This window comes from Burkholderia sp. 567, from assembly GCF_040545115.1.
GTDB classification, from domain to species: Bacteria; Pseudomonadota; Gammaproteobacteria; order Burkholderiales; family Burkholderiaceae; genus Burkholderia; species Burkholderia ambifaria.
Genome location: NZ_JBEPLG010000003.1, coordinates 462,366 through 487,812, shown reverse-complemented (window position 1 = coordinate 487,812; position 25,447 = coordinate 462,366). Strand labels below are relative to the sequence as shown.

The following is a 25,447-nucleotide window of genomic DNA, read 5'->3' as shown; positions in this document are numbered from 1 at the left end:
GAATTCACACATCGCAACACAGATTGGCGGAACTTCGTGATAGGTTCGGCCATCGGAGGTTTTTTGAATAAAAACATACCCAAAGAGGATGAATACATGACCCAGGCCCTGCAGGAACTCGAAGCACAACTTCGGGACCTGAACATCAAGTTGTCGGATGCCAAGCAGAAGGAGAAGCAAGCCGCACTCGCGGCATTCAAGGAGCAGGTCGAGTTGTTGGGCATCACGCAGCAGGAAGTGCTGAGCGCCCTCGGCTACATCGTCCAGCGAAAACGCAAGGCGCCTGCCAAGTATTACGATCCGACGACCGGCCGCTCATGGTCCGGCCGCGGCCCGCGACCCAAATGGCTCGAAGGCAAGGATCTCGACACGCTGCTCGTCGACCGCGAAGCCCGAACCTGGTGGCCCGGGGACGACCAGGGCTGATGCCGCAGCGGCACCGCCGAGGTGCCGTTCGACCCGCGCCGGCGGCGACGCCGGCCGCGCCACACCCGCTTCATCCCGTTCTTCGGTGTCCCGCCTGATGGCGGGATCGCCGGCTCCGATACCTTTCAAATTCATTACCGCCGCTGCCCGTTTCCGATGCCGGAAGCGGGCGCGCGCGGCGCTTTCTGCGTGCGCAATGTTCGTCAACGGGATGGTCGGCGGCCACGGGGCGCTGATGTCCGACGGCTATCCGACCGCCGCGCGGGCGACCGCGCAGAACGTGCTGGGGAATATCGGACGCGCGGTCGGCGGATTCGGGCCGGTGGCGGTCGGCGCGCTGGCCGCGCGCTACTCGTTCCAGACGGCGATCGCGCTGCTCGCCGGCCTCTACGTGCTCGACATGGTCGCGACGCTGGTCCTGATCCCGGAGCTCAAGGGCGTCGAACTCGAATGACGATGCGGGGCGCGCGGGCATCGTTACGCGCTCCGGCTCTTGGGATTCCCGATCATTCGCGCGGCCGGGTCATACGCAGCGGATAGAGGCATGTGCATCGGCTCGAGCGGACGGTCGGCCCGACCTGACGCTGAACGTACCGACGCCCGCGCTGACCGACGTGCCTTCCCAGTCGCGCATGGGCACGAATATCATGATCCATCTCGTCGACGGCGTATGGCACCAGAGTTGGGTGCAGACCAATACGCTATCGTTCGCGCAGTGCGTGTTGCCGTGCGGCGTCGAGCTGGTGCGGCATGGCGGCCCGCTGAGCCCGCTGCTCGACGGGCTGGGCGTGTCCACCGTCGCGCGGTTCGACGTGGTCAAGGATGCGCAGCTCACGCTGAACCTGCCGACGCCATTGAAGGCGTTCGATGAGCGCGGCTGCCGTTAGCCAACCCCTTTCAGAGGAAGCGTCGATGACCCAGCCGACCCATGATCTCGATCTCGTCGTATTCGGCGCCACCAGCTTCGTCGGGCAGATCCTGACGCGCTACCTGTCAGAATACCTGTCGGGCAGCGGCGAAACGCTGCGCTGGGCGATTGCCGGCCGCTCCGACGCGAAGCTCCGGCACGTCAGGGAGGCACTCGGCGCCGCATGGCAGACGCTGCCGATCATCGTCGCCGATGCGGCCGACGACACGCAATTGCAGGCGTTGTGCGCACGCACGCGCGTCGTCGTGTCGACCGTCGGGCCGTACGCGCTGTATGGCGAACCGCTGGTCCGGATCTGCGCGCAAACCGGTACGGACTACTGCGATCTCACCGGCGAGACGCAGTGGATCAAGCGAATGATCGAACGGTACGAGCCGACAGCCCGGCAATCGGGCGCGCGCATCGTGCATTGCTGCGGTTTCGATTCGGTGCCGTCGGATATCGGCGTGCTGTTCCTGCAGCAGCACGCACGGCGGCAGTGGGGCGTGCCGGCCACGCAGGTGAAGATGCGCGTGAAGACGCTGAAGGGCGGGGCGTCGGGCGGAACAGTCGCGAGCGTGATCAACGTCGTGCGCGAAGCCGCGGCCGATCCCGCGTTGCGCCGCGAACTGCTCGATCCGTATGCGCTGTGTCCGGCGGATCATCGCTTCACGGTGCGGCAGCACGCGGTCCGCTCGGCGGAATTCGATCGCGACGGCGGCACGTGGATCGCGCCGTTCGTGATGGCGGCCATCAACGAGCGCGTCGTGCATCGCTCGAACGCGCTCGCCGGCGACGCATACGGAACCCGTTTCGCCTATGACGAGGCGGTCATCACGGGCACGGGCCTGAAGGGCCGTCTCGCCGCGCTGACGATGGTGGCCGGACTCGGCGCGTTCATGGCGGGCGTGCTCATCCCGCCGGTGCGCGGCCTGATGGAGCGCTTCCTGCTGCCGAAGCCCGGCGAGGGGCCGAGCGCCGCCGCGCAGCTGGCCGGCCGCTACGATCTGCGCTTTTTCGGGCGCGCCGAAGACGGGCGGACGCTGCGCGTGAAAGTCACCGGCGATCGTGATCCCGGATACGGCTCGACGGGCAAGATGCTCGGGCAGGCCGCGCTCAGCCTCGCACTGGATTGCACACGCGACGGCGTGAAGACCGGGCGCGGTGGCGGGTTCTGGACGCCCGCGACGATGTTCGACGCGCGCTTCATTGAACGCCTCGAGCGGCATGCTGGGTTGCGTTTCGAAGTGCTGGCGGATGCGTGAGCCGAGCGCGCGGCGTGTGCAGTGCGATCGTTCGCGCGCGCCGTGCAGAATGCATCGGCATCCGGATGGATCAGCCGCGCATTTCGAACGCGTGAGCCGTGACGACTACCCGCAGCACGACATGATGATGCCGGACGACCGGTTCGACACGCCGCGCGGCGATCTTCACCCCGTGCGGCATCTACGGCCGCTGGAATCGGGTGTGTGCACGGCCACGCCGCTGCACGCGTCGCCGTCCGAACCCGCCCCCGCGCGCGGCGTCTTGCCGGTCCAGCGTCGATACGCATGGCGGAAGCTGCGCGGTTCGCTGTAGCCGAGCCGCTCCGCGATCGCGGCCACGCTCAGCGTCGGCTCGTCGAGCAGCCGCACCGCCTCCTGACGGCGCACGTCGTCCAGTAGCGACTGAAACGTGATGCCGTCCTTCTCGAGCCGGCGGCGCAACGTGCGCTCGGTCAGATGCAGCGCATTCGCGAGCGACGTCATCGACTTGAAGCGCACGAGGTCGCGCGCCATCAATTCCTTCGCGCGGTCGGCGAAGCGCGTGCCGATCGACGCCGCCCACTGTCGTTCGAGCGCTTCGCACTGACCGTGCAGCGCATTGAAGCTGACTTCGTTCGCGAGCCGCGGGACCTCGGTGCCGTTCACGCTCGTAAACACGAGCCGGTTCTCGCCGGCATTGAACGCGACCGGGCAGCCGAAGTGATGTGCGTAGTCCGCGCCGTTGCGCGGCGCGCGGCGCGCGAGATGCAACCGGGCGGGCCACACCGGCTTGCCGACCAGATCGGACACGATCAGCCGCAGGCTCGACAGGCACATGTCGGTCTGGAACACCTCGATGTCGGGTTCGCCGTTGTACCGGTCGATCGTCACGCTCATGCCTTGCGCATGCGCATGCACCCGCACGTCGAAATACAAGCCCATGAACAACGGAAACTGGCTCATGCACCGGAACGCCTGCATCACGGAGCCGCTGATCAGCATCGCGTAGCCGGCGAGGCCGAGCGTCGACACATGGAGCCGCGCGCCGATCGACAGGCCGATCGACGGCAAGCCGGTGCAGCGCAGCAGATTGCGGAAGCAGCGCTGCTCCTGGTCGCGATTCACGTGCAGGCTCGGCGACGCGACTTCCGCCGCGCCGAGGCCCGTGCCTTCGAGCAGCACCGCGCCATCGATATGTCGGACGCGGCACTCGTCGAGCGCGGCCGCGATCGCGTGCACGGTGGCGGGAATGTCCTCCTGGCGTCCGGCGGGACGCGCGAGGCCGAGCGCCGAACGCAGGCTGCGTTCGGCGCGGCTTTGAGGTCGATGGGACTTGCTGTCCATGGTGCGAGGGCGACGACGGGTTCGCATAGAACATAGCGGGAATGCCCGCGAAACGCCAGCGGGCCTTCCCCGCTAGCGACACGGCGCCGGTCGCCCGTCCGCAAATATCCCCTGATTACGTCCGCTTTTCTCATTCGTCGTCGATTTTTTGGCGCACCACACTCGTTTCCGAATCGCGCAATGCCTGCGATGCCCGCATTGCCGACGACACGAGTGTTGACGTCATGGACGACATCCACGCGAGGACAGCATGAAAGACACGAGGCCGGAGCAACGCGCGCCCAGCGCCGCGACAGACGATGTGCAAACGCATGCGAACGGGCACGCCGAGCCAGGACCAGGCAGTGCGCATTCGCTCGGGCTGTTCACGCTGGTGATCTTCGGCCTCGCGTACATGCTGCCGATGACGGTGTTCACGACTTACGGGATCGTCACGCGCGAGACCAACGGCCATCTGACGATCGCGTATGCGGTCACGCTGGTCGCGATGCTGCTGACCGCGCACAGCTACGGCCACATGGCGCGGCTGATGCCGAGCGCCGGTTCCGCTTATACGTTCGCGAGCCGTAACTTCGGCACGTCGGCCGGTTTCATGGTCGGCTGGGCGCTGCTGATGGACTACCTGTTCATCCCGATGATCAGCTACCTCGCGATCGGAATCTACATGAAGCAGCTGTACCCGGCGGTGCCGGCGAGCGTGTGGATCGTCGCGAGCATCGCGCTGATCACGGGACTGAACATCGTCGGCATCCGGCTCGTCAATCGCGTGAACCTGATCCTGATCGCGAGCCAGCTCGTGTTCATCGCGGTATTCGTCGCGGCGGCCGCGCACGTCGCGGCCGGCGAAGGGCTGACGACGGCGCTCGCGCTGCCGTCGTCGGGCGACGCGCGCGCGATCCTCGCCGGGTCCGCGATCCTGTGCCTGTCGTTCCTCGGCTTCGACGCGGTGTCGACGCTGTCGGAGGAAACGCACGAGCCGCGCCGTACGGTGCCGCGCGCGATCCTGCTCTGCACGCTCGCGAGCGGCCTGCTGTTCATGCTGATCGCGTATGCGGGGCAGGTGGTGTTTCCGGACTGGCACGCATTCAAGGATCTCGATTCGGCGAGCCTCGAACTGATGCGGCGCATCGGCGGCGGCACGCTGTCGGCGTTCTTCGTCGCGGTGTACGTGGCCGGCTGCTTCGCGAGCGCGATGGCCGGGCAGGCGAGCGTGACGCGCGTGCTGTTCGCGATGGGCCGCGACCAGGTGCTGCCCGAGCGTGTGTTCGGCCACCTGCATGCGCGACTGCGCACGCCGGTGCGCGCGACGCTCGCGGTCGGCGCCGTGTCGTTGTCTGCGCTGTTCATCACGCTCGATCTCGCGTCGACGATGATCAGCTTCGGCGCGCTCGTCGCGTTCGCGGTCGTGAACCTGTGCGTGATGCGCAGCTACCTCGGCCGCCCGGAACACCGCCGCTTCGCGTGCTGGATCAAGTTCGGCGTGGTGCCCGCGCTCGGCTTCGCGATGAACGTATGGCTGTGGTCGGGCCTGTCGCGCCAGACCTTCTACGTCGGCATCGGCTGGCTCGCGCTCGGGCTTTGCCAACTGCTGTGGCTCACGCGCGGTTTCACGCGGCCGGCGCCGACGCTGTCGATGAACTGAATGACCGGCCGGCGGCGTCCAGTCGCCGGTGTCGCAACGCAAAAAGGAGGAGTGACCCATGAACGGTGTTGACGTCAATCTCGATGCGGACCTGCAGGCGCTCGGCAAGCGCCACCTGCTGATGCACTTCACGCACGCCGATGCCTATCGCGAGCAGGCGCTGACGGTGTTCGACCGCGGCGAAGGCTGCTGGCTCGTCGATCGCAGCGGCAAGCGTTACTTCGACGCGCTGGCCGGGCTGTACTGCGTGCAGGTCGGCTACAGCCACGGCGCGGAGATCGGCGACGCGATCCGCGAGCAGATGGTGCGGCTGCCGTTCGCGACCAACTGGGGCTACGGCCACGAACCGGCGATCCGTCTCGCGCACAAGCTGGCGGCGCTCGCGCCGGACGGCCTAAACCGCGTGTTCTTCACGTCGAGCGGCTCGGAGTCGAACGAGTCGGCGATCAAACTGGTGCGCCAGTACCACCAGGCGCGCGGCGAGCCGCAGCGGCGCAAGTTCATCGCGCGGCGCGTCGCATATCACGGCACGTCGTTCGGCGCACTCGCGCTGAACGGAATGACCAACTTCCGCAAGCATTTCGAGCCGCTGATGGCGGGCGTGCGGCACGTGAGCAACACGAAGCGCTACGGGCGACCGGAAGGCGAGACGGAAGCGCAGTTCACGCGCCATCTACTCGACGAGATCGAGTCGCTGATCGTCCAGGAAGGGCCGGACACCGTCGCCGCGGTCGTCGTCGAGCCGCTGCAGAACGCGGGCGGCAGCCTGACGCCGCCGGCCGGTTATGCGCAAGGGTTGCGCGCGCTGTGCGACCGGCACGGCGTGCTGCTCGTCGCGGACGAGGTGATCTGCGGGTTCGGGCGTCTGGGCGAATGGTTCGGGTCGACGCGTTACGGGCTGAAGCCGGACCTCATCACGTTCGCGAAGGGGATCGCGTCGGGCTACGTGCCGCTCGGCGGCGTGATCGCGAGCGACACGGTGGTCGACACAGTGCTCGCGGGCCCGCAGCAGATGTTCCTGCACGGTGCGACGTACGGCGGCCACCCGGTCGCATGCACGGCCGCGCTCGCGAACCTCGCGATCATGGAGCGCGAAGGCGTGCTCGAGAACGTGCGCAGCAACGAAGCGGTGTTCCGCCAGACGCTCGACGGCCTGCTCGAGCTGCCGTGCGTTGGCGACGTGCGCGGCGACGGCTACCACTACTCGCTCGAACTCGTGACCGACAAGGCCGCGCGCCGCTGGGCGGCCGGCATCGGCGCACAGACATTCGTGTCGACGCTGCTCGCGCCCGCGATCTTCGAAGCGGGGCTGCTGTGCCGCGCGGGCGTCGATCACGAAGGCACGCCGATCGTGCAGTTCTCGCCGCCGCTCGTGATGTCGCGCGACGAGATCGTGTGGTTCGTCGCGCAGATCCGCGACATCCTCGTCGATACCTACGCACGTGCGACGCGCTGAGCACGGCACGGGCATTCGTTATCCCAGGAGCATTCGATGCGAACCTCGCAACAGAGCTATATCGCCGGGCAGTGGGTCGACCCGGTCGACGCGCGCGCGATCGACGTGATCGATCCGGCGACCGCCAGGCCATATGCGCGTCTCGCGATCGGCGGGCCGGCCGACGTCGACCGGGCGGTCAGCGCGGCGAAGCACGCCTTCGATACGTACTCGCGCTGGACGGTCGACGAGCGTGTCGCGCTGCTGCGGCGCGTGCTCGAGATCTACCAGCGCCGTTACGACGAAGTCGCGCACGCGATCAGCCAGGAGATGGGTGCGCCGATCGCGTTCGCACGCGCGATGCAGGCCGCGGTCGGCACCGCGCACCTCGAACAGACGATCCGTGCGCTGCAGGCGTTCCGGTTCAGTACGCAGACCGATTCGCTGCTCGTGTCGCACGAGCCGATCGGCGTGTGCGCGCTGATCACGCCGTGGAACTGGCCGATCAACCAGATCGTGTGCAAGGTCGCGCCGGCGCTCGCGGCCGGCTGCACGATGGTGCTCAAGCCGAGCGAGATCGCGCCGTTCAGCGCGGTCCTGTTTGCCGAGATCCTGCACGAAGCCGGCGTACCGCCCGGCGTGTTTAACCTCGTGCACGGCTACGGGCATGAAGTGGGCGACGCGCTGTCGCGGCATCCGGACGTCGACATGGTGTCGTTCACTGGGTCGACGCGTGCGGGCGTCGAGGTCGCGAAGGCGGCCGCCGACACGGTGAAGCGCGTGCACCAGGAGCTCGGCAGCAAGAGCCCGAACCTGATCCTGCCGGATGCCGACATCGACGATGCGGTCGCGCGCGGCGTGCGCAGCTGCTTCAGCAATAGCGGGCAGTCGTGCAACGCGCCGACGCGGATGTTCGTGCATGTCGACCAGCTGGCCGCGGCCGAGGCAGCGGCGCGTGCCGAGGCGGCGCGCACGGTCGTCGGCGATCCGCGTTCGCCGGAAACGGACATCGGGCCGGTGGTCAGCCGCACGCAGTTCGACCGCATCCAGCACTTCATCCGGCTCGGGATCGAAGAAGGCGCGACGCTCGTCGCCGGCGGCCCCGGGCGGCCAGAGGGGCTCGCTGACGGCTTCTACGTGCGGCCGACGGTGTTCTCGAACGTCACGCCGGACATGACGATCGCGCGCGAGGAGATCTTCGGGCCGGTGCTCGCGATCATGACCTACCACACCGAGGACGAGGCGATCGCGCTCGCGAACGACTCGGTCTACGGGCTCGCGGCCTATGTGCAGTCGAAGGATCTCGATCGCGCACGCAGGGTGGCGGCGCGGCTGCGGGTCGGCAATGTCCACATCAACTACCCGCCGTGGAACCCGGCCGCGCCGTTCGGCGGCTACAAGCGCTCGGGCAACGGGCGCGAGTACGCGGAGTTCGGCCTCGTCGAATACCTGGAGACGAAGGGGACGACGGGGTACGCGTGAGCGTGCGGGAGATGACGATCCCGGCCGCCCGGGGAAAGCGAGGCACGGATGCGTACTCACCGGTGTCGACGCCGCTCGCGGCGTCCGGCCGTCACGGCCATGACAACCGTAACGACCCGGAGCCGCCTCGGCATCCGCGACGCGGCTGACGATCCCGTGCGCGGCGAAGCACGCGGCGTCGAGCCGACGCCGCGCCCGCGGGCAATCAGTCGTCGTCGGGATCCTGTGCGCCCGCATCGGGTCCCGCAACGGCCGCGGCGGCCCGCCTGCGGATCTCGGAATCGAGGATCAACCGCCCGCGCAGCTTGCCCTTCATCCGCTTCACATGCTTGGGTGCCTCGGTCATGTGCTCGACCATCAGCGCCCGGACGCGTTCGGCATCCCGCTCGCGCGCGGCCTGCAGGATCGCCTTGTGGATCGACACGTTCGCTTCGCCGAAGCGCTTGTGCTCCACGAGCGGCGTATCGTTCCGGAACTCGATCAGCTGCCGGATCATCTCGTTGATCAGCTCGCAGCTGAAGCGCAGGAATGGGTTCGGGTTCGCGGCCGCGAGGATGTCGTGGAACGTCGTGTCCTCCTGCCGCTGGCGCAGCATGTGGCCACGGTCGTGCACGCCCGACGCGCCGTCGCAGCACGCGATGTTCGCCTCCAGCGCCGCGAAGTCGCGCTCGGTCAGGTGCGGCACGGCACCGGCCGCCAGCTCGGGTTCGAGCAGCTTGCGCACGGTGTAGATGTCGTCGATCGTCACGTCCTTGAAGAACAGGTAGTTCTGCAGGAGCTGCAGCGTGCGGTCGAGCGGCACCTCGACGACCATCCCGCCGCCCGACGGCCCGGTCGTGACCTTGATGAGCCCCTGCACCTCGAGCGACTTCAACGCCTCGCGGATCGTGCTCTTGCTCACGGCGTAGAGCTGCTGCAGCTCGGCTTCGCGCGGCAGGCGGTCGCCCGGCTTCAGGTCCTTCTCGGTGATCAGCCGCTTGATCTCCTCGGCGACGAGGTCGGCCCGCTTCGGCTGCTTGATTTCGACCGCGAGGCCCGCCCTGGCTCGGTCCATGACCATCTTCACGACTCCTTTGTCTGACTGCGCGCCGCGTCATCGTCGACGATCCGTTCCGGCGCGGGTACGGAATTTTGCCTGATTGACACCAATTTTGATCAACTTTAGCATCAGGTTCATTCTATTTATCATGATAAATAGGATCAACCGGCGGCGCGCATCCTGCAGGGCGTGGGCACGGTTTGGCAGTCGGTCGCATCGCGTGTGTCCCCCTTTATCAGGAGCGTCAACTTGAATCGCCGAGAACTGTTGAAACTGGCCGCGCTGTCGGCCGTGCCGGGTGCGCTCGGCAGCATGTCGTCCCGTGCCGCGTTCGCGCAGGGTTCATCCATCCAGCTGGCGTGCCCGGTGCCGATGTCGGGGCCGTTCGCCGCCAACGGCAAGTACGCCGATCTCGGCATGAAGCTCGTCGTCCAGCAGTACGGCAAGGTGCTCGGCGCGCCGCTCGCCTACACGGCGCTCGACACCGAGGGCAAGCCCGCGACCGCCGTGCGGCGCGTGCAGGAGATCGCGCAGCAGAAGGGCGTGCGTTTCTTCGCGGGCGGCATCCTGTCGTCCGAATCGCTGGCGATGGGCAAGGAAGTCCAGAAGGCGGGCGGCGTGTTCATCACGACGGCCGGCGCGGACGAGATCACCGGCAAGGATTGCAATGCCGCGACGTTCCGCTGGTCGGTGCCGACCTTCGGCGCGATCGAGCAGACGGTGCGCCCGTTGACCCAGATGCTGCCGAAGGCGAAGCGCTGGTACACGATCACGCCGCAGTACGTGTTCGGCGACGGCCTGCTGTCGGCCGCGAAGGCGATCTTCAAGGAGAAGGGCATCGAGCATGTCGGCAACAGCTACCACTCGCTCGCCGAGAAGGAGTTCAGCGGCTACCTGACGAACGCGGCGGCCGCGCAGCCGGACGTGCTCCTGATCCTGAATTTCGGCTCGCAATCGTCGGACACGCTGCGCCAGGCCGTCAGCTTCGGGATGAAGCGCAACTGCACGATCCTGCTCGCGTGGGCGTCCGGCCTCGAGCAGTTCGAGGCGCTCGGGCCCGACATCTGCGACGGCGTGTATTTCGGCGCGCAGTACTGGCACGACATCGATTCGCCGCTGAACCGCGACCTCGTGAAGCGCGCGAACGCCACGTTCAAGGCGAACCCGAACTACAGCCTCGCGGGTTCGTACATCTGCTCGAAGATCCTGGTCGACGCGATGGTGAAGGCCGGCAGCGCCGATCCGAAGAAGGTCGTCGCGGCGATGGAGGGCATGAAGTACGACGGCCTCACGGGCCCGGAGGAAATCCGCAAGGGCGACCACCAGGTGCTGAAGAACTACTACCTGCTGAAGGGCAAGCCGAAGAGCCGGATGAAGAACGCGGACGACTACGCCGACATCGTCAGCTCGGGCCAGTCGTTCCTGCCGGTCGAGAAGACGAACTGCAAGCTCGCGTGACGCAGTGCATGCGCCCGCGGCCGTCGTGCGCCGCGGGCGTCCGTTACCTTCCTTTCTGACACGGAAGCCATGAACGTCTATCTGCTGCAGATCGTCAACGGCATCGGCGTGGGCATGCTGTATTTCCTGCTCGCCGTCGGCCTGTCGATCGTGTTCGGCCTGCTGCGCTTCGTGAATTTCGCTCACGGCGCGTTCTACCTGCTCGGCGCCTATCTCTGCTACCAGGCGCTGCAATGGTCGGCGAATTTCTGGGTCGCGCTCGCGGTCGTGCCGCTCGTCGTCGGCGCGTTCGCGTGGGGCGTCGAAAAGCTCGTGCTGCGTCACGTGTACGCGCAGCAGCACGAATTCCACATCCTGGCGACGGTCGGGCTCGCGCTCGTGCTGCAGGAATGCGCGATCCTCGCCTGGGGCCCGCTCGGCGACAACGTGCCGCCGCCCGACGCGCTGAACGGCGTCGTGATCTGGGGCGGCTTCGTCTACCCGAAATACCGGCTGTTCGTGATCGCGTTCACGGCCGTGCTCGCCGCGTTGCTGTGGTGGGTGCTCGAAGGCACGCGGCTCGGCAGCACGGTGCGCGCGGGCAGCGAATCTTCGGAGATGGTGTCGCTGCTCGGCATCAACGTGACGCGCGTGTTCAGCCTCGTGTTCGCGCTCGGCGCGGCGACGGCGGCACTCGCGGGCGTGCTCGCCGCGCCGATCCGCGGCGTCGACCCGTTCATGGGCATCGAGGCGCTCGGCATCGCGTTCGTCGTGGTCGTCGTCGGCGGGATGGGGAATTTTCTCGGGGCGCTCGTCGGCGGGCTGCTGGTCGGCATCGTGCAGAGCCTGATGAGCACGCTGTGGCCGGAAGGTGCGCGGCTGATGATCTATGTCGCAATGGCGGCCGTGCTGCTGCTGCGTCCGAACGGGTTGCTGGGGAGGGCCGCATGATCGAATCGTCGAAACCGCTGCCGCCCGGGACGGCGGCCACGTCACGCCCGCAGCCGTGGCGCGGCGCGCTGCAGCGGCCGGAAGGCTGGCTCGCGGTGGCCGTCGTGTGCGTGCTGCCGGTCGCACTGACCTCGGGCTCGCTCGCGACCGAAGTGCTGGTGTTCGCGCTCGCCGCGCTCGGCTGCAACCTGCTGCTCGGCTACACGGGGCTGCTGTCGTTCGGGCAGGGCATCTTCTTCGGGCTCGGCAGCTACGCGGCGGGGCTGGTGCTGACGCACGGCGTCGCGTCGGTGACCGCCGCGCTGGTCGCCGCCACCGTGCTCGGTGCCGTCGCGGCCGCGCTCGTCGGCTGGTTCTCGATCCGGCAGCGCGGCACTTACTTCGTGATGCTGACGCTCGCGTTCGGACAGCTGTTCTACTTTCTCGCCTACACGACGCCGGATCTCACGGGCGGCGACAACGGGCTGCTCGACATCCCGCGCCCCGTGCTGTCCGCATTCGGGCATCCGCTCGTTCCGCTCGATTCGCCGTGGCGCTACTACGGCTTCGTCGCGGTGCTGTTCGTCGTGGTGTTCTGGCTGCTGTTGCGCGTGTCGCGCTCGGTGTTCGGCCGCACGCTGCTCGCGATCCGCGACAACGAGGCGCGCGCGGCCGCGGCCGGCTACGACGTGAAGCGCTTCAAGCTCGCGGCGTTCGTGATCTCGGGGGCCGTCACGGGCCTCGCCGGTGCGCTGCACGCGTTGATGACGGGCATCGCGCCGTTGTCCAACATCGACTACCACACGAGCGAGATGATCCTCGTGATGACGGTGATCGGCGGCACGGGCAACCTGTTCGCGTCGGTGCTCGGCGCGGCGTTCTACGTGCTGTTCGCGGACTGGCTGTCGACGCTGTGGCCGCGCTGGCTGCTGCTGCTCGGCCTCGTGCTGATCGCGGTCAGCCTGTTCATGCAGCGCGGGTTGTGGGGATTGGGTGAACGTGTCGCGGCGTCGCTGCGGCGCGGCGGACGCACGGCAGCGACGACCGGGGAGCGGCAATGAGCGAGGCGATTCTCGAGGCGCGCGGCATCGTCAAGCGCTACGGCAAGTTCACGGCGCTGGGCGGTGTCGATCTGCGGATCATGCCGCGCACCGTGCATTCGGTGATCGGGCCGAACGGTGCGGGCAAGACGACGCTGTTCCATACGCTGACGGGCACGTTGCCGATCACGGCGGGCTCGATCCTGTTCGACGGTCACGACGTGTCGCGCGAACCCGACCACAAGCGCGTGCGGCGCGGTATCGCGCGCTCGTTCCAGGTGACGAGCCTGTTTCCGAACCTGAGCGTGCGCGAGAACCTGCGCGTCGCCGCGCAGGGCGTCGAATCGCGGCGTGCGCTGAATCCGTGGGCGCCGCCGCGCGGTGCGCTCGCGCACGACGGCATCGTCGACGACGTGCTCGAGCGGCTCGGCCTGCAGCGCTTCGCCGATACGGCGGCCGGCGTGCTGTCGCACGGCCAGCAGCGCCGGCTCGAGGTCGGGATGGCGCTGGCGGCGCGGCCGCGCGCGATCTTTCTCGACGAGCCGACGTCGGGCATGGGGATCGACGATCTCGACGACATGAAGGCGCTGATCCGTGGCCTGCGCGACGACTACACGGTCGTGCTGATCGAACACAACATGGGCATCGTGATGGACATCTCGGACACGATTACGGTGATGCAGCAGGGCCGCGTGCTGGTCGAAGGCAAGCCGGATGCGATTCGCGGCGACGAGCGCGTGCGCAGCGCGTATCTCGGCAACATGATCACGGGAGGCCGCGCATGATGCTCGACGTGAAGGAAGTCCATGCCTGCTACGGCAAGAGCCACATCCTGCAGGGCCTTTCGCTGAACGTGAACGAAGGCGAGACGGTGACGCTGCTCGGCCGCAACGGCGCGGGCAAGTCGACGACGCTCAAGACGATCGCAGGCGTTGTCGCACCGACCGGCGGCACGGTGACGTTCGCGGGCCGGCCGGTGTCCGGGCAGCCCGCGCACCGGATCGCCGCGCGCGGCCTGTGCTTCGTGCCCGAGCATCGCGGGATTTTCCGCCTGCTGTCGGTCGAGGAGAACCTGCGGCTCGGCGCGCGCCGCGATTCGCCGTGGCAGCTCGACGACATCTACCGGATCTTCCCGCGCCTGAAGGAGCGCCGCCGCAACGGCGGTGCGCAGTTGTCGGGCGGCGAGCAGCAGATGCTCGCGATCGGCCGCGCGCTGATGAACCACCCGCGGCTGCTGATGCTCGACGAGCCGGTGGAGGGGCTCGCGCCGGTGATCGTCGAGGAGATCGTCGCGCAGTTGAAGCAGATCAAGGCAGCCGGCGTCGCGATCCTGCTCGTCGAACAGAACCTCGAAGTGTGCACGCAGCTCGCGGATCGCCACTTCGTGATCGAACAGGGCGTGATCGTCTACGAAGGCAGCAACGCGGCGTTCGCAGCCGATCACGAGGTGAAGGACCGTTACCTGGGTGTCGGCGTCGCATAAGCGCCGCGCCCTTTCATTGCGAGGAATTCCATTGATGCAAGTTCAGGATTCGACACCGGGCGTCGCGGCGTCCGGCTTGCGCGTCGACGGCGCGCGGCTGTGGGACAGCCTGATGCGTCTCGCGCGGATCGGCGCGACCGACAAAGGAGGCGTGTGCCGCCTCGCGCTCACCGAGCTCGATCGCGAAGCACGCGACCTGTTCACCGCATGGGCGAAAGAAACCGGCTGCACGGTACGGGTCGACGCGATCGGCAACATCTTCGCGCGGCGCGCGGGCGAACGCGACGACCTGCCGCCCGTGACGACGGGCAGCCATATCGACACGCAGCCGACCGGCGGCAAGTTCGACGGCAACTACGGCGTGCTCGCGGGCCTCGAAGTGCTGCGCACGCTCGACGACGCGGGCGTGCGCACGCGGGCGCCGCTCGAGGTCGCGGTCTGGACCAACGAGGAAGGCTCGCGCTTCGTGCCCGTGATGATGGGCTCCGGCGTGTTCGCGGGTGCGTTCACGCTCGACCATGCGCTCGCACAGTGCGACCGCGACGGCGTGTCGGTGCGCGACGCGCTGGCCGCGATCGGCTATGCGGGCGATGCGGGCGACGGGCGGGGCGCTCATCCGGTCGGCGCGTATTTCGAAGCTCATATCGAGCAGGGCCCGGTACTGGAGGCGCACGACACGACGATCGGCGTGGTCGAGGGCGCGCTCGGGCAGCGCTGGTATGACGTGACCGTGCACGGCATGGAGGCGCACGCCGGCCCGACGCCGATGGCGCTGCGGCGCGACGCGCTGCTCGTCGCGTCCGATCTCGTGCGCAAGGTGAACGCCATCGCGTGCGCGCATCCGCCGCATGGACGCGGCACGGTCGGCTGGGTCGACGTGCACCCGAATTCGCGCAACGTGATTCCGGGCCGCGTGACGCTGACCGTCGACCTGCGCGCGGCCGACGATGCGACGCTTGCGGCGATGGATGCCGAACTGCGCGCGGCGTGCACCGAGCTGGGCGCATCGGCCGGCATGCCGATCGACGTCGAGCAGGTCGTGTACTTCCCGCCGCAGCCGTTCGATACGGCACTCGTCGAGCAGGTTCGCGCGGGCGCGAGCACGCTCGGGCTGTCGTCGATGAACGTGATCAGCGGGGCGGGCCACGACGCCGTGTATCTCGCGCGCGTCGCACCGACCGCGATGATCTTCGTGCCGTGCAAGGACGGGATCAGTCACAACGAGATCGAGGAGGCCGATCCCGCGCATCTGGAGGCAGGTTGCAACGTGTTGCTGCACGCGATGCTGGGCGCCGCTGGGGTCGCGGAGGGCCGCGCACGATGAAAATCCTGATCGCCCGGATGAATCATGAGACGAACACGTTCTCGCCGGTACCGACGCCGCTCGCCGCGTTCGGTCGCAACGGTCCCGACTGGGGCGACGACGCGTATCGCGCGAATCACGGGATGCGCACCGCGATGGCCGCGTTCATCGATGCGGCCGTGCGCGAGGGCGCCGAGATCGTGACGCCCGTATCGGCGGCCGCCAACCCGAGCGGGCCTGTCGCGGCCGATGCCTATGCGGCGATCTGCGACGCGATCGTCGCGGCCGCGCCCGGCTGCGACGCGGTGATGCTCGACCTGCACGGCGCGATGGTCGCCGAGCAATCCGCGGACGGCGAGGGCGACCTGCTCGCGCGCGTGCGCGCCGCGCTGCCCGATGCGCCGATCGCGGTGGCGCTCGACCTGCATGCGAACGTCACGCAGAAGATGATCGACCACGCGGACGTGATCGTCAGTTTCAAGACCTATCCGCACGTCGACATGTACGAGACGGGCGAGCATGCGGCACGCGTGCTGCTCGACCGGCTGCACGGCCGCGCGCGGCCCGTGCTCGCATGGCGCCAGCCGCCGCTGATGACGTCGACGCTGCGCAGCGCGAGCGCCGAAGGCGCGATGCGGCTCGCGGTGGAGGCCGCGCGCGCGGCCGAGGCCGACGGAATGCTCGCGGTATCGGTGCTGCCCGGCTTCTCGCTCGCGGATATTCCCGCGCCATGTATCAGCGTCGTGGTGGTCGCCGACGGCGACCGCGCGGCAGCCGACGCGGTGGCCGAACGCATCGCCCGGCAGATCTGGGACGCGCGCGACGCGTTCGTGTACCGCAGCGCGCCGCTCGCCGAATCGGTCGCGCAGGCCGAGGTGCTGGCGCGCGGCGCGGACCGTCCGGTGCTGATGCTCGATCACGGCGACAACTGCATGTCGGGCGGCCCGTGCGACACGATGGACCTGCTCGAGGCCGCGCTCGCGCAGGGGCTCGACGGGATCGTCAGCGGGCCGCTGTGCGACCCCGAAGCCGTCGCCGCGCTGATCGACGCGGGCGTGGGCGCGACCGTCACGGTGCCGGTCGGCAACCGGATGCCGTCGCATGGCGGCGCGCGGCGCGCACCGTTTCGCGCGACGGGCATCGTGCGCGCCATCACCGACGGCGAATACGTGATTACGGGGCCGACCTATACGGGCCAGCGCGCATACATGGGCCGCGCGGCGGTGCTCGATATCGGCGTGGCGACGCTGGTCGTCACCGAGCGCACGCAGGAACCGTGGGATCTCGGCGTGTTCGAGAGTGTCGGCATCGATCCACGCCGCGCACGATTCCTGCTGCTGAAGTCGCGCATGTATTGCCGGCCGGTGTTCGTGCCGATCGCGGCCGCACTCGTCGAGTGCGACAGCCGCGGTGTGACCGGGTCGGACTTCGGACTGTTCCGCTACGAGCGGCTCGCGCGGCCCGTGTATCCGCTGGACGACGTCCGTCAGTGGGAAGGCGCGGGGCCGCGCACTCGCTGAGCGGCGGCCTCGCGACACCGGTTTCGCGCGCTTTAGTGCATGATGCGATGGCATCGACCCGTCGAGCAGCAGGGTCGTGCGATTCCTTGCGTCCGCAACCGATCCGGAGAACCGTCCGTCATGCATTCGAATCCTTTTCGCCTTCGTCGCGCCCGTCTGCTCGCCGCGCTGACGCTTGCCACCACCGCCGTCGCCGCGCACGCGGCCGACTGGATCGTGTCCGGCAACGACGGCAAGTATCAGCGCGTCGAAGGCCGCGACACCTTTCTCGCATCGCCGCCCGCCGACACGCTGACGCTGCTCGATGCGAGCGTGTTCCCGCCGAAGGTCGCGCTGCAGGTCGACGTCGAGAACGGCATCCAGGGGCCGCCGCAGGCCGTCGCGATCACGCCCGACGCGAAACTCGCGCTGGTCGGCGCGCCGACGCGTTACGACACGAGCGCGAAGCAACTCATGTACGACACGTTCCTGCAGGTCGTGAATCTCGATGCGTCGCCGGCGGCGATCACGCGCATCGAACTCGGCACGCACCCGCAGGGGATCGCGATCGACCGGTCGGGTCGCGTCGCGCTGGTGGCGAACGTCGACGGCAGCGTGTCGATCCTGCGGATCGACGGCACGCAGGTGACGCTCGACGGCAACCTGAAGATCGGCAAGAAGCGGCTCGCCGGGATCAGCTTCACGCACGACGGCAAGCATGCGCTCGTGTCGCTGCGCGACGAGCAGGGCGTCGCGGTGCTGAACGTCGACGACGGCAAGGTGACCGACAGCGGCGCGCGGCTGAGCACGGGCGTCGCGCCTTACACGATCGACGTGTCGAGCGACAACCGCTGGGCTGTCGTCAGTAACGTCGGGCTCGCGGGGCTGCCGGGCTATACGGGCACGCTCGCGGGCGATGCCGATACGGTCGCGCTGATCGACGTGTCGCGCACGCCGTTCCGCACGGTCCAATACCTGAACGTGCCGTCGCTGCCGGAAGGCGTCGCGATCTCGCCGAACGGCAAGTGGATCGCCGTGCAGGCGATGGACGGCTCGAACCTCACGCCCGACAACCCGGGCCGCCACAAGCTCGGCAAGGTCGTGCTGTTCGAGATCCGCAACGGCCGCGCGGTGCAGACGAGTGAAGTGCCGGGCGGCGAAGCCGCGCAGGGCATCGTATTCACTGCCGACAGCCGGCACGTGATCGTGCAGTTCAATGTCGAGCGGCAGCTCGCGCTGTATGCGGTCGAAGGCGGTCAGTTGCGCGATACGGGCAAGCGGATCGCGCTGTCGGGCGGGCCGTCGTCGTTGCGGACGTTGCCGCGTTGATGTGTGGCGCGGGTGAGCCGGCCGCGGTTCGCCGTCGACGATGCGGATGGGGCAGGCTGGCTTGCGATGAGGGTGTGCGGGGCGGCGGCGCCTGTGCTCGTGACGGGCCCGCCGCGCCTGCGATGAACCGGCGCTCCGTTACGGACGCAGCAGATCGAACCCGCCGAACACCACGCCGCTGAGCGCAATCATCGCGACCGAATGCTGGCCGAAATAGAGAATCGCGGCCGCGAGCCACGTGGTCAGGCAGAAGGCGCCGATGCGGGCCATCGTGAATTCCTCAAAGTGCGTGATGAAGGGGATGCGCGCCGAAGCCGTCGCGTCGTCGTGTCGCTGCGGGCGCGGGGCTCGCGCGGCGACGGCGCCGGACGGCGTCGCGTGTCGCGCCCGATCGGGCGGGCGCCGGTGCGGGGGTAGCCCGCAAGGCTTGTCGAAAGCAGCCGGTGTGCTGCAGCGGCAGGCCAGCCGGCGATTTTACCAGCGCGGATGGCCGGTCATTCTGGCCCCTTCGCAGCAATCCGCAGCCTGCGCATGACAATGGCGCGCGGTGCCGGCTGCGCGGCCGCGCCGGCGCGCCGCAGAAGGCGAGACTAAAGTTTTGTCCGACGAATACCGTAAACCGGTTGCAAGGATTTCCCTGTTCAACCGACCGAGTCGCACACACTCATTACGGACCGACACGATGCAGATCGACCTCTCTTCCGCCACGCAGACCCCGCTCACCACCAGCACCGCGGCCGCCAACCCGTCTGGCACGGGCGCCGCGGCGACGGCCACCGCGGCTGCGTCGTCGCCTACAGGCAGCGCAACGAAGACGTCGGCAAGCGGCGCCGCGCCGTCAGGCGACACGGGCGAGACGCTGGGCGCGTCGGGATCGTCGGCCGATGATCCCGCGGTCGCGCAACTGAAACAGCTCATCGAGCGCCTGCAGAAACAACTCGCGCAACTGCAGCAGCAAATGGCGGCCGTGGCACAGCGCGCGAAGGATGACCCGGCCGCCGCGGTCGAGCAGCAGACGCTGAGCGCGGAAGCGAGCACGATCTCGGGTGCGCTGTCGACGGCGATCGCGCAGCTCGCGCAGGCCCTCGAGAAGTCGGGCGGTTCGACGTCCGGCGGGCTCGTATCGACGCAGGCCTGACGGCACGGCGCCGCACAGCCCAGCACAGCACAGCACGCCGACGCATCGCGGCACGCCACTCCGCGCATTACAATCGCAAGCTCGTCTCCCTCGAAAGGACGGCAGAACGATGACTGCGGAATTCGCCGACGACGACCTCGTCCGCTTCGACGCGCAAGGCGGCACGCCGCTGCCCGCGGCCGATGCCGAAGGATGGCTTGACCACGACGGCGCGCGCATCTGGCACGCGTCGTTCGGCCACGGCCCGCCGGTCGTGCTGCTGCACGGCGGCCTCGGCCACGGCGGCAACTGGGGCAACCAGGTGCCGGCGCTGCTCGCGGCCGGCTACCGCGCGATCGTGATCGACAGCCGCGGCCACGGCCGCAGCACGCGCGACGATCGCCCCTATTCGTACGAACGCATGGCCTCGGACGTGCTCGCGGTACTCGATGCGCTGCACATCGGGCGCGCGCGCTTCGTCGGCTGGAGCGACGGCGCGTGCGTGTCGCTCGTGCTGGCCGCCCGCGCGCCGCAGCGCGCGGCGGGCGTGTTCTTCTTCGCGTGCAACATGGATCCCGGCGGCACGAAGGAGATGGTGCCGAGCCCGCTGATCGACCGCTGCTTCGCGCGGCACCGCAAGGACTACGCGCGACTGTCCGCGACGCCCGGCCAGTTCGACGCGTTCGTCGCCGCCGTCAGCGAAATGATGCGCACGCAACCGGATTACAGCGAGGCCGACCTCGCGGCGATCGCGGTGCCGGTCGCGATCGTGCAGGGCGAGCACGACGAGTTCATCCGCCCCGAGCATGCGGCCTATCTCACGCGCACGATTCCGGGCGCGACGCTGACGATCCTGCCCGGCGTGAGCCACTTCGCGCCGCTGCAGCGGCCGGCGCGCTTCAATGCCGCGATGCTGGCCTTTCTCGACCGGTTGCCCGACTGACATCGGCATGGCCGGTGCATGCGTTGCATAAGATTTTCTTTAGGCTCGCGCAAAATATCGTCGATTGTTGAACGGCGGCCGGCAGCGGATAGTCCTGCTTCGACCGGCCGGCTGCAACAGTTTCCGCGCGGCGCGGCCGGACCCGTTGTTCACACAACCATCAGAAAATCGAAGGAACCGCAACCATGCGATTCAACGCGATACGCGTCGCCGCGACCCTGTTCGTCGCCGCGTGCGCCGCCGTCACGGCCGGCCGCGCGGCCGCCGCCACGCCCGACGAGATCCACGACACCGTGACCCGCAACGTCGCGCCGCTGATGAAGCAGTTCGCCATTCCCGGCATGGCGATCGGCATCGTCGCCGACGGCAAGCCCTACGTGTTCGACTATGGCGTGATGTCGACGCAAACCGGCAAGCCGGTGACCGGCGACACGTTGTTCGAGATCGGCTCAGTCAGCAAGACGTTGACCGCGACGCTCGCGTCCGACGCGCAGGAGGGCGGCGAGCTGTCGCTGTCGGATCCGGCGGCCAAGTACCTGCCCGCGCTGCAGGGCAAGCCGTTCGGTGGCGTGACGCTGCTCGAACTCGGCACGCACACGCCGGGCGGGATGCCGCTGCAGGTGCCCGACAGCATCCGCGACGAAGCGGGCCTGATGCGCTATCTCGATGCGTGGCAGCCTGCGTACGCGCCGGGCACGCGCCGCACGTACTCGAACGTCGCGATCGGGATGCTTGGGCAACTCACCGCGAAGGCGATGAACCGCGACTTCGCGGCGTTGATGGAACAGCGGTTGTTCCCCGCGCTCGGGATGACGCAGACCTACATCAACGTGCCCGCCGCGCGCCGGGGCGACTATGCGCAGGGCTATACGCAGGACGGCAAGCCGATCCGGATGACGGGCGGCATGCTGTGGCAGCCGGCGTACGGCGTGAAGACGACGGCGGCCGATCTGTTGCGCTTCGTGCAGGCGAACATGGGGCTCGTCGACACGGCGCCGCGGATGCAGCGCGCGCTCGAGCGCACGCACACCGGCTATTTCCGTGCGGGGCCGTTCACGCAGGACCTGATCTGGGAACAGTATCCGTATCCGGTCGCGCTGCCGACGCTGCTCGAAGGCAACGGGCCGTCGATGCTCCACGACGCGACGCCCGCGACCGAACTCAAGCCGCCGCTCGCGCCGCGCCCGGACACGTGGATCAACAAGACCGGCTCGACCAACGGCTTCAGCACCTATGTCGCGTTCGTCCCCGCGAAGCGGATGGCGATCGTGATGCTTGCGAACCGCAGCTTTCCGATCGAGGATCGCGTGAAAGCCGCGTACCGGATCGTCGAGTCGCTGAACAGCAAGCCGTAACGTGCGTCGTGCGCGTGCCCGTGCCCGTGCCCGTGCCCGCGCTCAGGCGAGCGCGGCGTCCACGCCCGTGGACGCGGGCACCGCGTGCGCGCCCGCTGCCGACGCGCCGCCGGCGAGGCGCCGATAACGCGCAAGCGCCCACAGCGGGAAGTACGCGGTATAGCCGTGATACTTCAGGTAGAAGATGCGCGGAAAGCCCGGCGCGTTGTGCGAGCGGTGCCACCAGAAGCCGTCGTCCTGCTGCACGGATTGTAGATACGCGATGCCGCGCCTGACCGATTCCGATTCGCCGTCGCCGAACGCCATCTGCGCGAGCAGCGCCCATGCGGTGCAGTTCGACGTGCTTTCACCGGCATTGGTGCCGGCGAGCGCCGGATCGATGTAGCTGTCGTTCGTCTCGCCCCAGCCGCCGTCCGCGTGCTGACGTGCGCGCAGCCACGCCAGCGCGCGGGCGATGTACGGCTGCGACGGGTCCTCGCCCGCAAGCGCGAGCCCGGCCAGCACGCTCCACGTGCCGTACAGGTAGTTCGTGCCCCAGCGGCCCCACCAACTGCCGTCGGGCTGCTGCGTGCGCTTCACGTAGTCGATCGCGCGCGCGAGCGACGCGCGGTCGGCCGCGCGCTTCGTGACGCCGAAGCACAGCAGCACGCGGCCCGACACGTCCTCGGTCGGCGGATCGAGCAGCGCGCCGTGATCGGCGAACGGGATCGCGTTCAGGTACATGCGGTCGCAGTCGGCGTCGAAGGCCGCGAACCCGCCGTTGCGCGATTGCAGACCGCGCATCCAGTCGAGCGCGCGCGCGACGCGCGCCGCATACGGATGCGAGCCGTCCGCGTTGCGATGCGTGCGGCCGCGGCGGTCGAGCATCGCGGTGACGACCGCGCTGTCGTCGATGTCGGGGTAGTACGGGTTCGCGTACTGGAACGCCCAGCCGCCCGGTTGCGTGTCGGTGGGTGCGTTCTCGATCCAGTCGCCGCGCAGATCGTTCACCTGGCGCTCGGCCAGCCAGTCGTACGCGCGCGCGATGCGTGCGTCGAGTTCGTCCAGGGCGCTCGCGGGCGCGCCGGCTTCCGGCAACGCCACGCCGCGCGCCTGCTCGAGCGCCATCGTGCTCCACGCGGTGTCCCATACCGGCGACAGGCACGGCTGGCAGTACATGCTGCCGTCGGGCCGCGTGACCAGCAGCTTCTCCAGCGCGTTCTCGCAGTCGCGGCGCAGCGGATGATCGTCCGGGTAGCCGAGCACGTCCATCATCTGATAGCTGTACACGATCGGCGGAAAGATCCCGCCGAGGCCGTCTTCACCGTTCATGCGCTCCGCACACCATGCTTGCGCATGCCGGATCGCGCGCTGCCGCAGGCGTTTCGGCAGCAGCGGCTCGACATGGCGCACCACGCGGTCGAGCGCGAGGAACGCGCGGCGCATCCCGCGCGCGGGCGGGAAGTAGTGGCGTTCCTGGTCGGGCGGCGTGACGAACAGCTCGGGGATAGCGATGTTGCGCGGATTGCGCGCACGCGCTTTCAGCGAGCACAGCACGAGCAGCGGCACCATCGTCGTGCGGGCCCAGTACGCGACCTTGTACATCGAGATCGGCACCCACTTCGGGAACAGCACGAATTCGATCGGCATGAACGGCGTCGCGCGCCACGGCACCTGGCCGAACGTCGCGAGCAGGATGCGCGTGAACACGTTCGAGCGTGCCGCGCCGCCGAGCTTGAGGATCGCGTCGCGCGCGCGGACCATGTGCGGCGCATGCTCGCTGTCGCCGGCGGCCTTCAGCGCGAAGTACGCCTTCACGCTGCACGACACGTCGGGATCGCCGTCGACGTACAGGTCCCACCCGCCGTGCGTGTCGAGCCGCTGGATCGCGCGCAGGTAGCGCGCCATCTTCTCCTGGCGCGCGTCGCCGATCTTGTCCATGAAATGCATCATCAGGATGTATTCCGCGGTGATCGTCGCGTCGGATTCGAGTTCGAAACACCAGCTGCCGTCGGGCTGCTGAAGGCGCATCAGCGCGTCGCGTCCACGGGCGATCGCGGCGTCGAGCGCGGACCAGGGGGAGGGGGCGGGTTTGTTCATGCGGCGGATCATACCATCCAGCCGGAATGTTTATATCGAGACCGCGGGTGCTAACATCGCCCCCATGAAAAAACGCCTCGAACCCGCTTCGCGCGCTACCGCCGCGCCTGTCGACACGGCCGGACCGGCCGACGCCCGGAGCGCGCCCGCGCCCACGCCCGCTGCAGGCGTGCGGCGGAAAAAGGCGCCGGAGCAGGTGCGCGCGCAACTGCTGGAAGCCGCGTCGGACATCGCGACCGGTCAGGGCGTGGCCGCGCTGACGCTCGACGCGGTCGCCGAGCGCGCGGGCGTGACCAAAGGCGCGCTGCAGTATCACTTCGCGAACAAGCAGGGCCTGCTCGATGCGCTGTTCGGGCAGGCGACCGAACGCTTCGCGACGCAGATGGCCGCACGCCGGGCGGCCGATTCGCACGGCGACGGCGCGGCGGCGCGTGCGTATCTGCATGCTGTGCTCGACACCGCACAGCCGGCCGCGAGCACCGAGGTTCTGCGCGTGCTGGTCGCATCGATGATCACCGAGCAGGAGACGCGCGCGCGCTGGTCGGTGCCGATGCGCGAGTGGACGCGGCCGGACCCGGTGCCGCTCGAGCGGGCGGCGACGCTGATGATCTGCCGGCTGGCTGCCGACGGGCTGTGGATCTCGGAACTGCTCGACAGCGTGGAGATTTCGGCCGAGTTGCGCGCGGAGATCGTCCGGCAGCTGGACCGCATGAGCGCGGGCGAGCCGCCGGCGGGCACGGGCAAGCGTACGAGCGCGCGCGGCCGACGCGGCTGAGCGCGTTCAGCCGCTGAACTTCACGACGAGCTTGGCGATTCCATCTGACGCTCGTCGTCGCCATGGACGCGGCACGGGCTGCGCAGCGCGACATAGATCCGACGATTTGAAGAGAACCCTCGCGCGTGCCGGCGATTTCCTGACACACGACGCGCGTACCGTGACGGGAAACGACGACGTGTCGAGCGAAAAGCCCAAGCGGCGACACGCCGACGACGCCAGGCCGGCTGCGGTGTTGCGGGGGAGTGTCAATCACATGCTGACAAGAGACTACGTGGAGCGCGAGCTGTCTCATATCGAGAGAATGGTCGCGCTGCTCGAAAGCGATGCGGATACCGGCGCTGCGGCGATGCCGTACGCGATGCGCGTGAGTCGTCCAGGTTACTGGCGCGCACGGATCGAGGTGCTGCTCGCGATTCCCGGCATGCCGCGCCACGTGATGAAACTCGGCAATGTGTTGCTCGCGAAGATCGACGCGATCGAGTCGCGGCGGGGGACGGTGAATCCCTGACTGTGCGGGCGCGCGCAGCGCATGTCGTGTTGGGGCCCGGCTGGCGCTTCGGCGATGTGTTCAGCCTGCTCGCGGTGCCGGCGCTCGCCGCGGCCGGTGCGTTGTATGCGATCTGCCATGGCCGCAC

At 68.5% G+C, this 25,447-nt stretch carries 23 protein-coding genes and 2 pseudogenes; 21 read left to right on the top strand and 4 right to left on the bottom strand.

The genetic code is table 11. The features are described from left to right. The first annotated feature begins 96 nt into the window (after positions 1–96). The 4 genes and pseudogenes from ABIC50_RS12650 to ABIC50_RS12635 all read left to right on the top strand — a co-directional run bounded on the left by ABIC50_RS12650 (position 97) and on the right by ABIC50_RS12635 (position 2,598). Entirely contained in the window at positions 97–426 is a 330-nt protein-coding gene (locus ABIC50_RS12650; RefSeq protein WP_006750598.1) for an H-NS histone family protein, read from the top strand. Between the two features lie 196 nt (positions 427–622). Continuing rightward, positions 623–880, top strand: a pseudogene (locus tag ABIC50_RS12645) (MFS transporter); the annotation flags it as partial. A 100-nt stretch (positions 881–980) separates the two neighbouring features. After that, positions 981–1,313 (top strand): annotated as a pseudogene (locus ABIC50_RS12640) (acetoacetate decarboxylase); the annotation flags it as partial. Positions 1,314–1,338: 25 nt separating this feature from the next. Next, positions 1,339–2,598: a saccharopine dehydrogenase family protein gene (locus ABIC50_RS12635; protein ID WP_354164144.1), complete on the top strand. Its 1,260-nt coding sequence runs from the start codon at positions 1,339–1,341 to the stop codon at positions 2,596–2,598. A gap of 165 nt (positions 2,599–2,763) precedes the next feature. On the opposite strand, the gene ABIC50_RS12630 is transcribed toward ABIC50_RS12635, so the two are convergent. Next, a complete protein-coding gene (locus tag ABIC50_RS12630; protein ID WP_354164142.1) occupies positions 2,764–3,921 on the bottom strand; it encodes an AraC family transcriptional regulator in 1,158 nt (385 codons plus the stop codon). 41 nt (positions 3,922–3,962) lie between these two features. On the opposite strand from ABIC50_RS12630, the gene ABIC50_RS12625 reads away from it, so the two are divergent. The 4 genes from ABIC50_RS12625 to ABIC50_RS12610 are packed head-to-tail and all read left to right on the top strand — an operon-like array spanning position 3,963 to position 8,480. Further along, entirely contained in the window at positions 3,963–4,175 is a 213-nt protein-coding gene (locus ABIC50_RS12625; RefSeq protein ID WP_354164140.1) for a hypothetical protein, read from the top strand. Then, on the top strand, positions 4,172–5,563 hold the full coding sequence (locus ABIC50_RS12620; protein WP_354164138.1) for an APC family permease: 1,392 nt from the start codon (positions 4,172–4,174) through the stop codon (positions 5,561–5,563). Before ABIC50_RS12625 ends, ABIC50_RS12620 begins: the two co-directional genes overlap by 4 nt. Positions 5,564–5,621: 58 nt before the next feature. Further along, positions 5,622–7,019, top strand: coding sequence for an aspartate aminotransferase family protein (locus ABIC50_RS12615; RefSeq protein WP_354164136.1), 1,398 nt, complete (start codon positions 5,622–5,624; stop codon positions 7,017–7,019). 36 nt (positions 7,020–7,055) lie between these two features. After that, positions 7,056–8,480 (top strand): aldehyde dehydrogenase family protein, encoded by a 1,425-nt coding sequence (locus tag ABIC50_RS12610; protein WP_354164134.1) that lies wholly within the window; start codon positions 7,056–7,058, stop codon positions 8,478–8,480. Positions 8,481–8,685: 205 nt separating this feature from the next. On the opposite strand, the gene ABIC50_RS12605 is transcribed toward ABIC50_RS12610, so the two are convergent. Next, a complete protein-coding gene (locus ABIC50_RS12605) occupies positions 8,686–9,540 on the bottom strand; it encodes a FadR/GntR family transcriptional regulator (protein WP_354164132.1) in 855 nt (284 codons plus the stop codon). 228 nt (positions 9,541–9,768) lie between these two features. Between ABIC50_RS12605 and ABIC50_RS12600 the strand changes: the two genes are divergently transcribed. The 8 genes from ABIC50_RS12600 to ABIC50_RS12565 all read left to right on the top strand — a co-directional run bounded on the left by ABIC50_RS12600 (position 9,769) and on the right by ABIC50_RS12565 (position 18,540). Then, complete coding sequence (locus ABIC50_RS12600) at positions 9,769–10,977, top strand: ABC transporter substrate-binding protein (RefSeq protein WP_175700601.1); 1,209 nt, start codon at positions 9,769–9,771, stop codon at positions 10,975–10,977. Between the two features lie 69 nt (positions 10,978–11,046). Beyond that, positions 11,047–11,907 carry a branched-chain amino acid ABC transporter permease gene (locus ABIC50_RS12595; protein WP_126224210.1) on the top strand — a complete coding sequence of 287 codons (861 nt, stop codon included), beginning with the start codon at positions 11,047–11,049 and terminating at the stop codon, positions 11,905–11,907. After that, positions 11,904–12,947 (top strand): branched-chain amino acid ABC transporter permease, encoded by a 1,044-nt coding sequence (locus ABIC50_RS12590; protein ID WP_105830182.1) that lies wholly within the window; start codon positions 11,904–11,906, stop codon positions 12,945–12,947. The genes ABIC50_RS12595 and ABIC50_RS12590 overlap by 4 nt, the downstream gene beginning before the upstream one ends. After that, positions 12,944–13,711, top strand: a complete 768-nt coding sequence (locus ABIC50_RS12585) for an ABC transporter ATP-binding protein (protein ID WP_085040185.1) — start codon at positions 12,944–12,946, stop codon at positions 13,709–13,711. The genes ABIC50_RS12590 and ABIC50_RS12585 overlap by 4 nt, the downstream gene beginning before the upstream one ends. Further along, entirely contained in the window at positions 13,708–14,409 is a 702-nt protein-coding gene (locus tag ABIC50_RS12580; RefSeq protein WP_175666327.1) for an ABC transporter ATP-binding protein, read from the top strand. The genes ABIC50_RS12585 and ABIC50_RS12580 overlap by 4 nt, the downstream gene beginning before the upstream one ends. 34 nt (positions 14,410–14,443) lie before the next feature. After that, positions 14,444–15,733: a Zn-dependent hydrolase gene (locus tag ABIC50_RS12575; protein ID WP_175700600.1), complete on the top strand. Its 1,290-nt coding sequence runs from the start codon at positions 14,444–14,446 to the stop codon at positions 15,731–15,733. After that, a complete protein-coding gene (locus ABIC50_RS12570) occupies positions 15,730–17,232 on the top strand; it encodes a M81 family metallopeptidase (RefSeq protein WP_354164130.1) in 1,503 nt (500 codons plus the stop codon). Before ABIC50_RS12575 ends, ABIC50_RS12570 begins: the two co-directional genes overlap by 4 nt. A gap of 120 nt (positions 17,233–17,352) precedes the next feature. Beyond that, positions 17,353–18,540, top strand: a complete 1,188-nt coding sequence (locus tag ABIC50_RS12565) for a YncE family protein (protein WP_354164128.1) — start codon at positions 17,353–17,355, stop codon at positions 18,538–18,540. 138 nt (positions 18,541–18,678) lie between these two features. On the opposite strand, the gene ABIC50_RS12560 is transcribed toward ABIC50_RS12565, so the two are convergent. Beyond that, positions 18,679–18,810, bottom strand: coding sequence for a hypothetical protein (locus ABIC50_RS12560; RefSeq protein ID WP_354164126.1), 132 nt, complete (start codon positions 18,808–18,810; stop codon positions 18,679–18,681). Positions 18,811–19,222: 412 nt separating this feature from the next. On the opposite strand from ABIC50_RS12560, the gene ABIC50_RS12555 reads away from it, so the two are divergent. From ABIC50_RS12555 to ampC, 3 genes are all read left to right on the top strand, one after another. Next, the gene (locus ABIC50_RS12555) at positions 19,223–19,678 is read left to right on the top strand and encodes a hypothetical protein (protein WP_354164125.1); all 456 of its coding nucleotides are present in this window, start codon (positions 19,223–19,225) and stop codon (positions 19,676–19,678) included. A 109-nt stretch (positions 19,679–19,787) separates the two neighbouring features. Further along, the gene (locus ABIC50_RS12550; RefSeq protein ID WP_354164123.1) at positions 19,788–20,600 is read left to right on the top strand and encodes an alpha/beta fold hydrolase; all 813 of its coding nucleotides are present in this window, start codon (positions 19,788–19,790) and stop codon (positions 20,598–20,600) included. Between the two features lie 185 nt (positions 20,601–20,785). Continuing rightward, a complete protein-coding gene (gene ampC, locus ABIC50_RS12545; protein ID WP_354164121.1) occupies positions 20,786–21,955 on the top strand; it encodes a class C beta-lactamase in 1,170 nt (389 codons plus the stop codon). Positions 21,956–21,997: 42 nt separating this feature from the next. Here ampC and shc read toward each other — a convergent pair whose 3' ends face one another. After that, positions 21,998–24,046: a squalene--hopene cyclase gene (gene shc, locus ABIC50_RS12540; protein WP_354164119.1), complete on the bottom strand. Its 2,049-nt coding sequence runs from the start codon at positions 24,044–24,046 to the stop codon at positions 21,998–22,000. 52 nt (positions 24,047–24,098) lie between these two features. Here shc and ABIC50_RS12535 point away from each other — a divergent pair, with 52 nt between their 5' ends. Together ABIC50_RS12535 and ABIC50_RS12530 are read left to right on the top strand one after the other, a co-directional pair. Beyond that, positions 24,099–24,809, top strand: a complete 711-nt coding sequence (locus tag ABIC50_RS12535) for a TetR/AcrR family transcriptional regulator (protein WP_354164117.1) — start codon at positions 24,099–24,101, stop codon at positions 24,807–24,809. 160 nt (positions 24,810–24,969) lie between these two features. After that, positions 24,970–25,320, top strand: coding sequence for a hypothetical protein (locus tag ABIC50_RS12530; RefSeq protein WP_502913469.1), 351 nt, complete (start codon positions 24,970–24,972; stop codon positions 25,318–25,320). Positions 25,321–25,447: the final 127 nt, after the last annotated feature.

Bases quoted from the DNA above. Each gene is read 5' to 3' on its own strand.
- ABIC50_RS12650 (WP_006750598.1), top strand. From the start codon at position 97: ATGACCCAGGCCCTGCAGGAACTCGAAGCACAACTTCGGGACCTGAAC.
- ABIC50_RS12570 (WP_354164130.1), top strand. From the start codon at position 15,730: ATGAAAATCCTGATCGCCCGGATGAATCATGAGACGAACACGTTCTCG.
- ABIC50_RS12625 (WP_354164140.1), top strand. From the start codon at position 3,963: ATGCCCGCGAAACGCCAGCGGGCCTTCCCCGCTAGCGACACGGCGCCG.
- ampC (WP_354164121.1), top strand. From the start codon at position 20,786: ATGCGATTCAACGCGATACGCGTCGCCGCGACCCTGTTCGTCGCCGCG.
- ABIC50_RS12615 (WP_354164136.1), top strand. From the start codon at position 5,622: ATGAACGGTGTTGACGTCAATCTCGATGCGGACCTGCAGGCGCTCGGC.
- ABIC50_RS12560 (WP_354164126.1), bottom strand. From the start codon at position 18,810: ATGGCCCGCATCGGCGCCTTCTGCCTGACCACGTGGCTCGCGGCCGCG.
- ABIC50_RS12590 (WP_105830182.1), top strand. From the start codon at position 11,904: ATGATCGAATCGTCGAAACCGCTGCCGCCCGGGACGGCGGCCACGTCA.
- shc (WP_354164119.1), bottom strand. From the start codon at position 24,046: ATGATCCGCCGCATGAACAAACCCGCCCCCTCCCCCTGGTCCGCGCTC.
- ABIC50_RS12535 (WP_354164117.1), top strand. From the start codon at position 24,099: ATGAAAAAACGCCTCGAACCCGCTTCGCGCGCTACCGCCGCGCCTGTC.
- ABIC50_RS12565 (WP_354164128.1), top strand. From the start codon at position 17,353: ATGCATTCGAATCCTTTTCGCCTTCGTCGCGCCCGTCTGCTCGCCGCG.
- ABIC50_RS12635 (WP_354164144.1), top strand. From the start codon at position 1,339: ATGACCCAGCCGACCCATGATCTCGATCTCGTCGTATTCGGCGCCACC.
- ABIC50_RS12575 (WP_175700600.1), top strand. From the start codon at position 14,444: ATGCAAGTTCAGGATTCGACACCGGGCGTCGCGGCGTCCGGCTTGCGC.
- ABIC50_RS12555 (WP_354164125.1), top strand. From the start codon at position 19,223: ATGCAGATCGACCTCTCTTCCGCCACGCAGACCCCGCTCACCACCAGC.
- ABIC50_RS12605 (WP_354164132.1), bottom strand. From the start codon at position 9,540: ATGGTCATGGACCGAGCCAGGGCGGGCCTCGCGGTCGAAATCAAGCAG.
- ABIC50_RS12580 (WP_175666327.1), top strand. From the start codon at position 13,708: ATGATGCTCGACGTGAAGGAAGTCCATGCCTGCTACGGCAAGAGCCAC.
- ABIC50_RS12610 (WP_354164134.1), top strand. From the start codon at position 7,056: ATGCGAACCTCGCAACAGAGCTATATCGCCGGGCAGTGGGTCGACCCG.
- ABIC50_RS12550 (WP_354164123.1), top strand. From the start codon at position 19,788: ATGACTGCGGAATTCGCCGACGACGACCTCGTCCGCTTCGACGCGCAA.
- ABIC50_RS12620 (WP_354164138.1), top strand. From the start codon at position 4,172: ATGAAAGACACGAGGCCGGAGCAACGCGCGCCCAGCGCCGCGACAGAC.
- ABIC50_RS12630 (WP_354164142.1), bottom strand. From the start codon at position 3,921: ATGGACAGCAAGTCCCATCGACCTCAAAGCCGCGCCGAACGCAGCCTG.
- ABIC50_RS12595 (WP_126224210.1), top strand. From the start codon at position 11,047: ATGAACGTCTATCTGCTGCAGATCGTCAACGGCATCGGCGTGGGCATG.
- ABIC50_RS12585 (WP_085040185.1), top strand. From the start codon at position 12,944: ATGAGCGAGGCGATTCTCGAGGCGCGCGGCATCGTCAAGCGCTACGGC.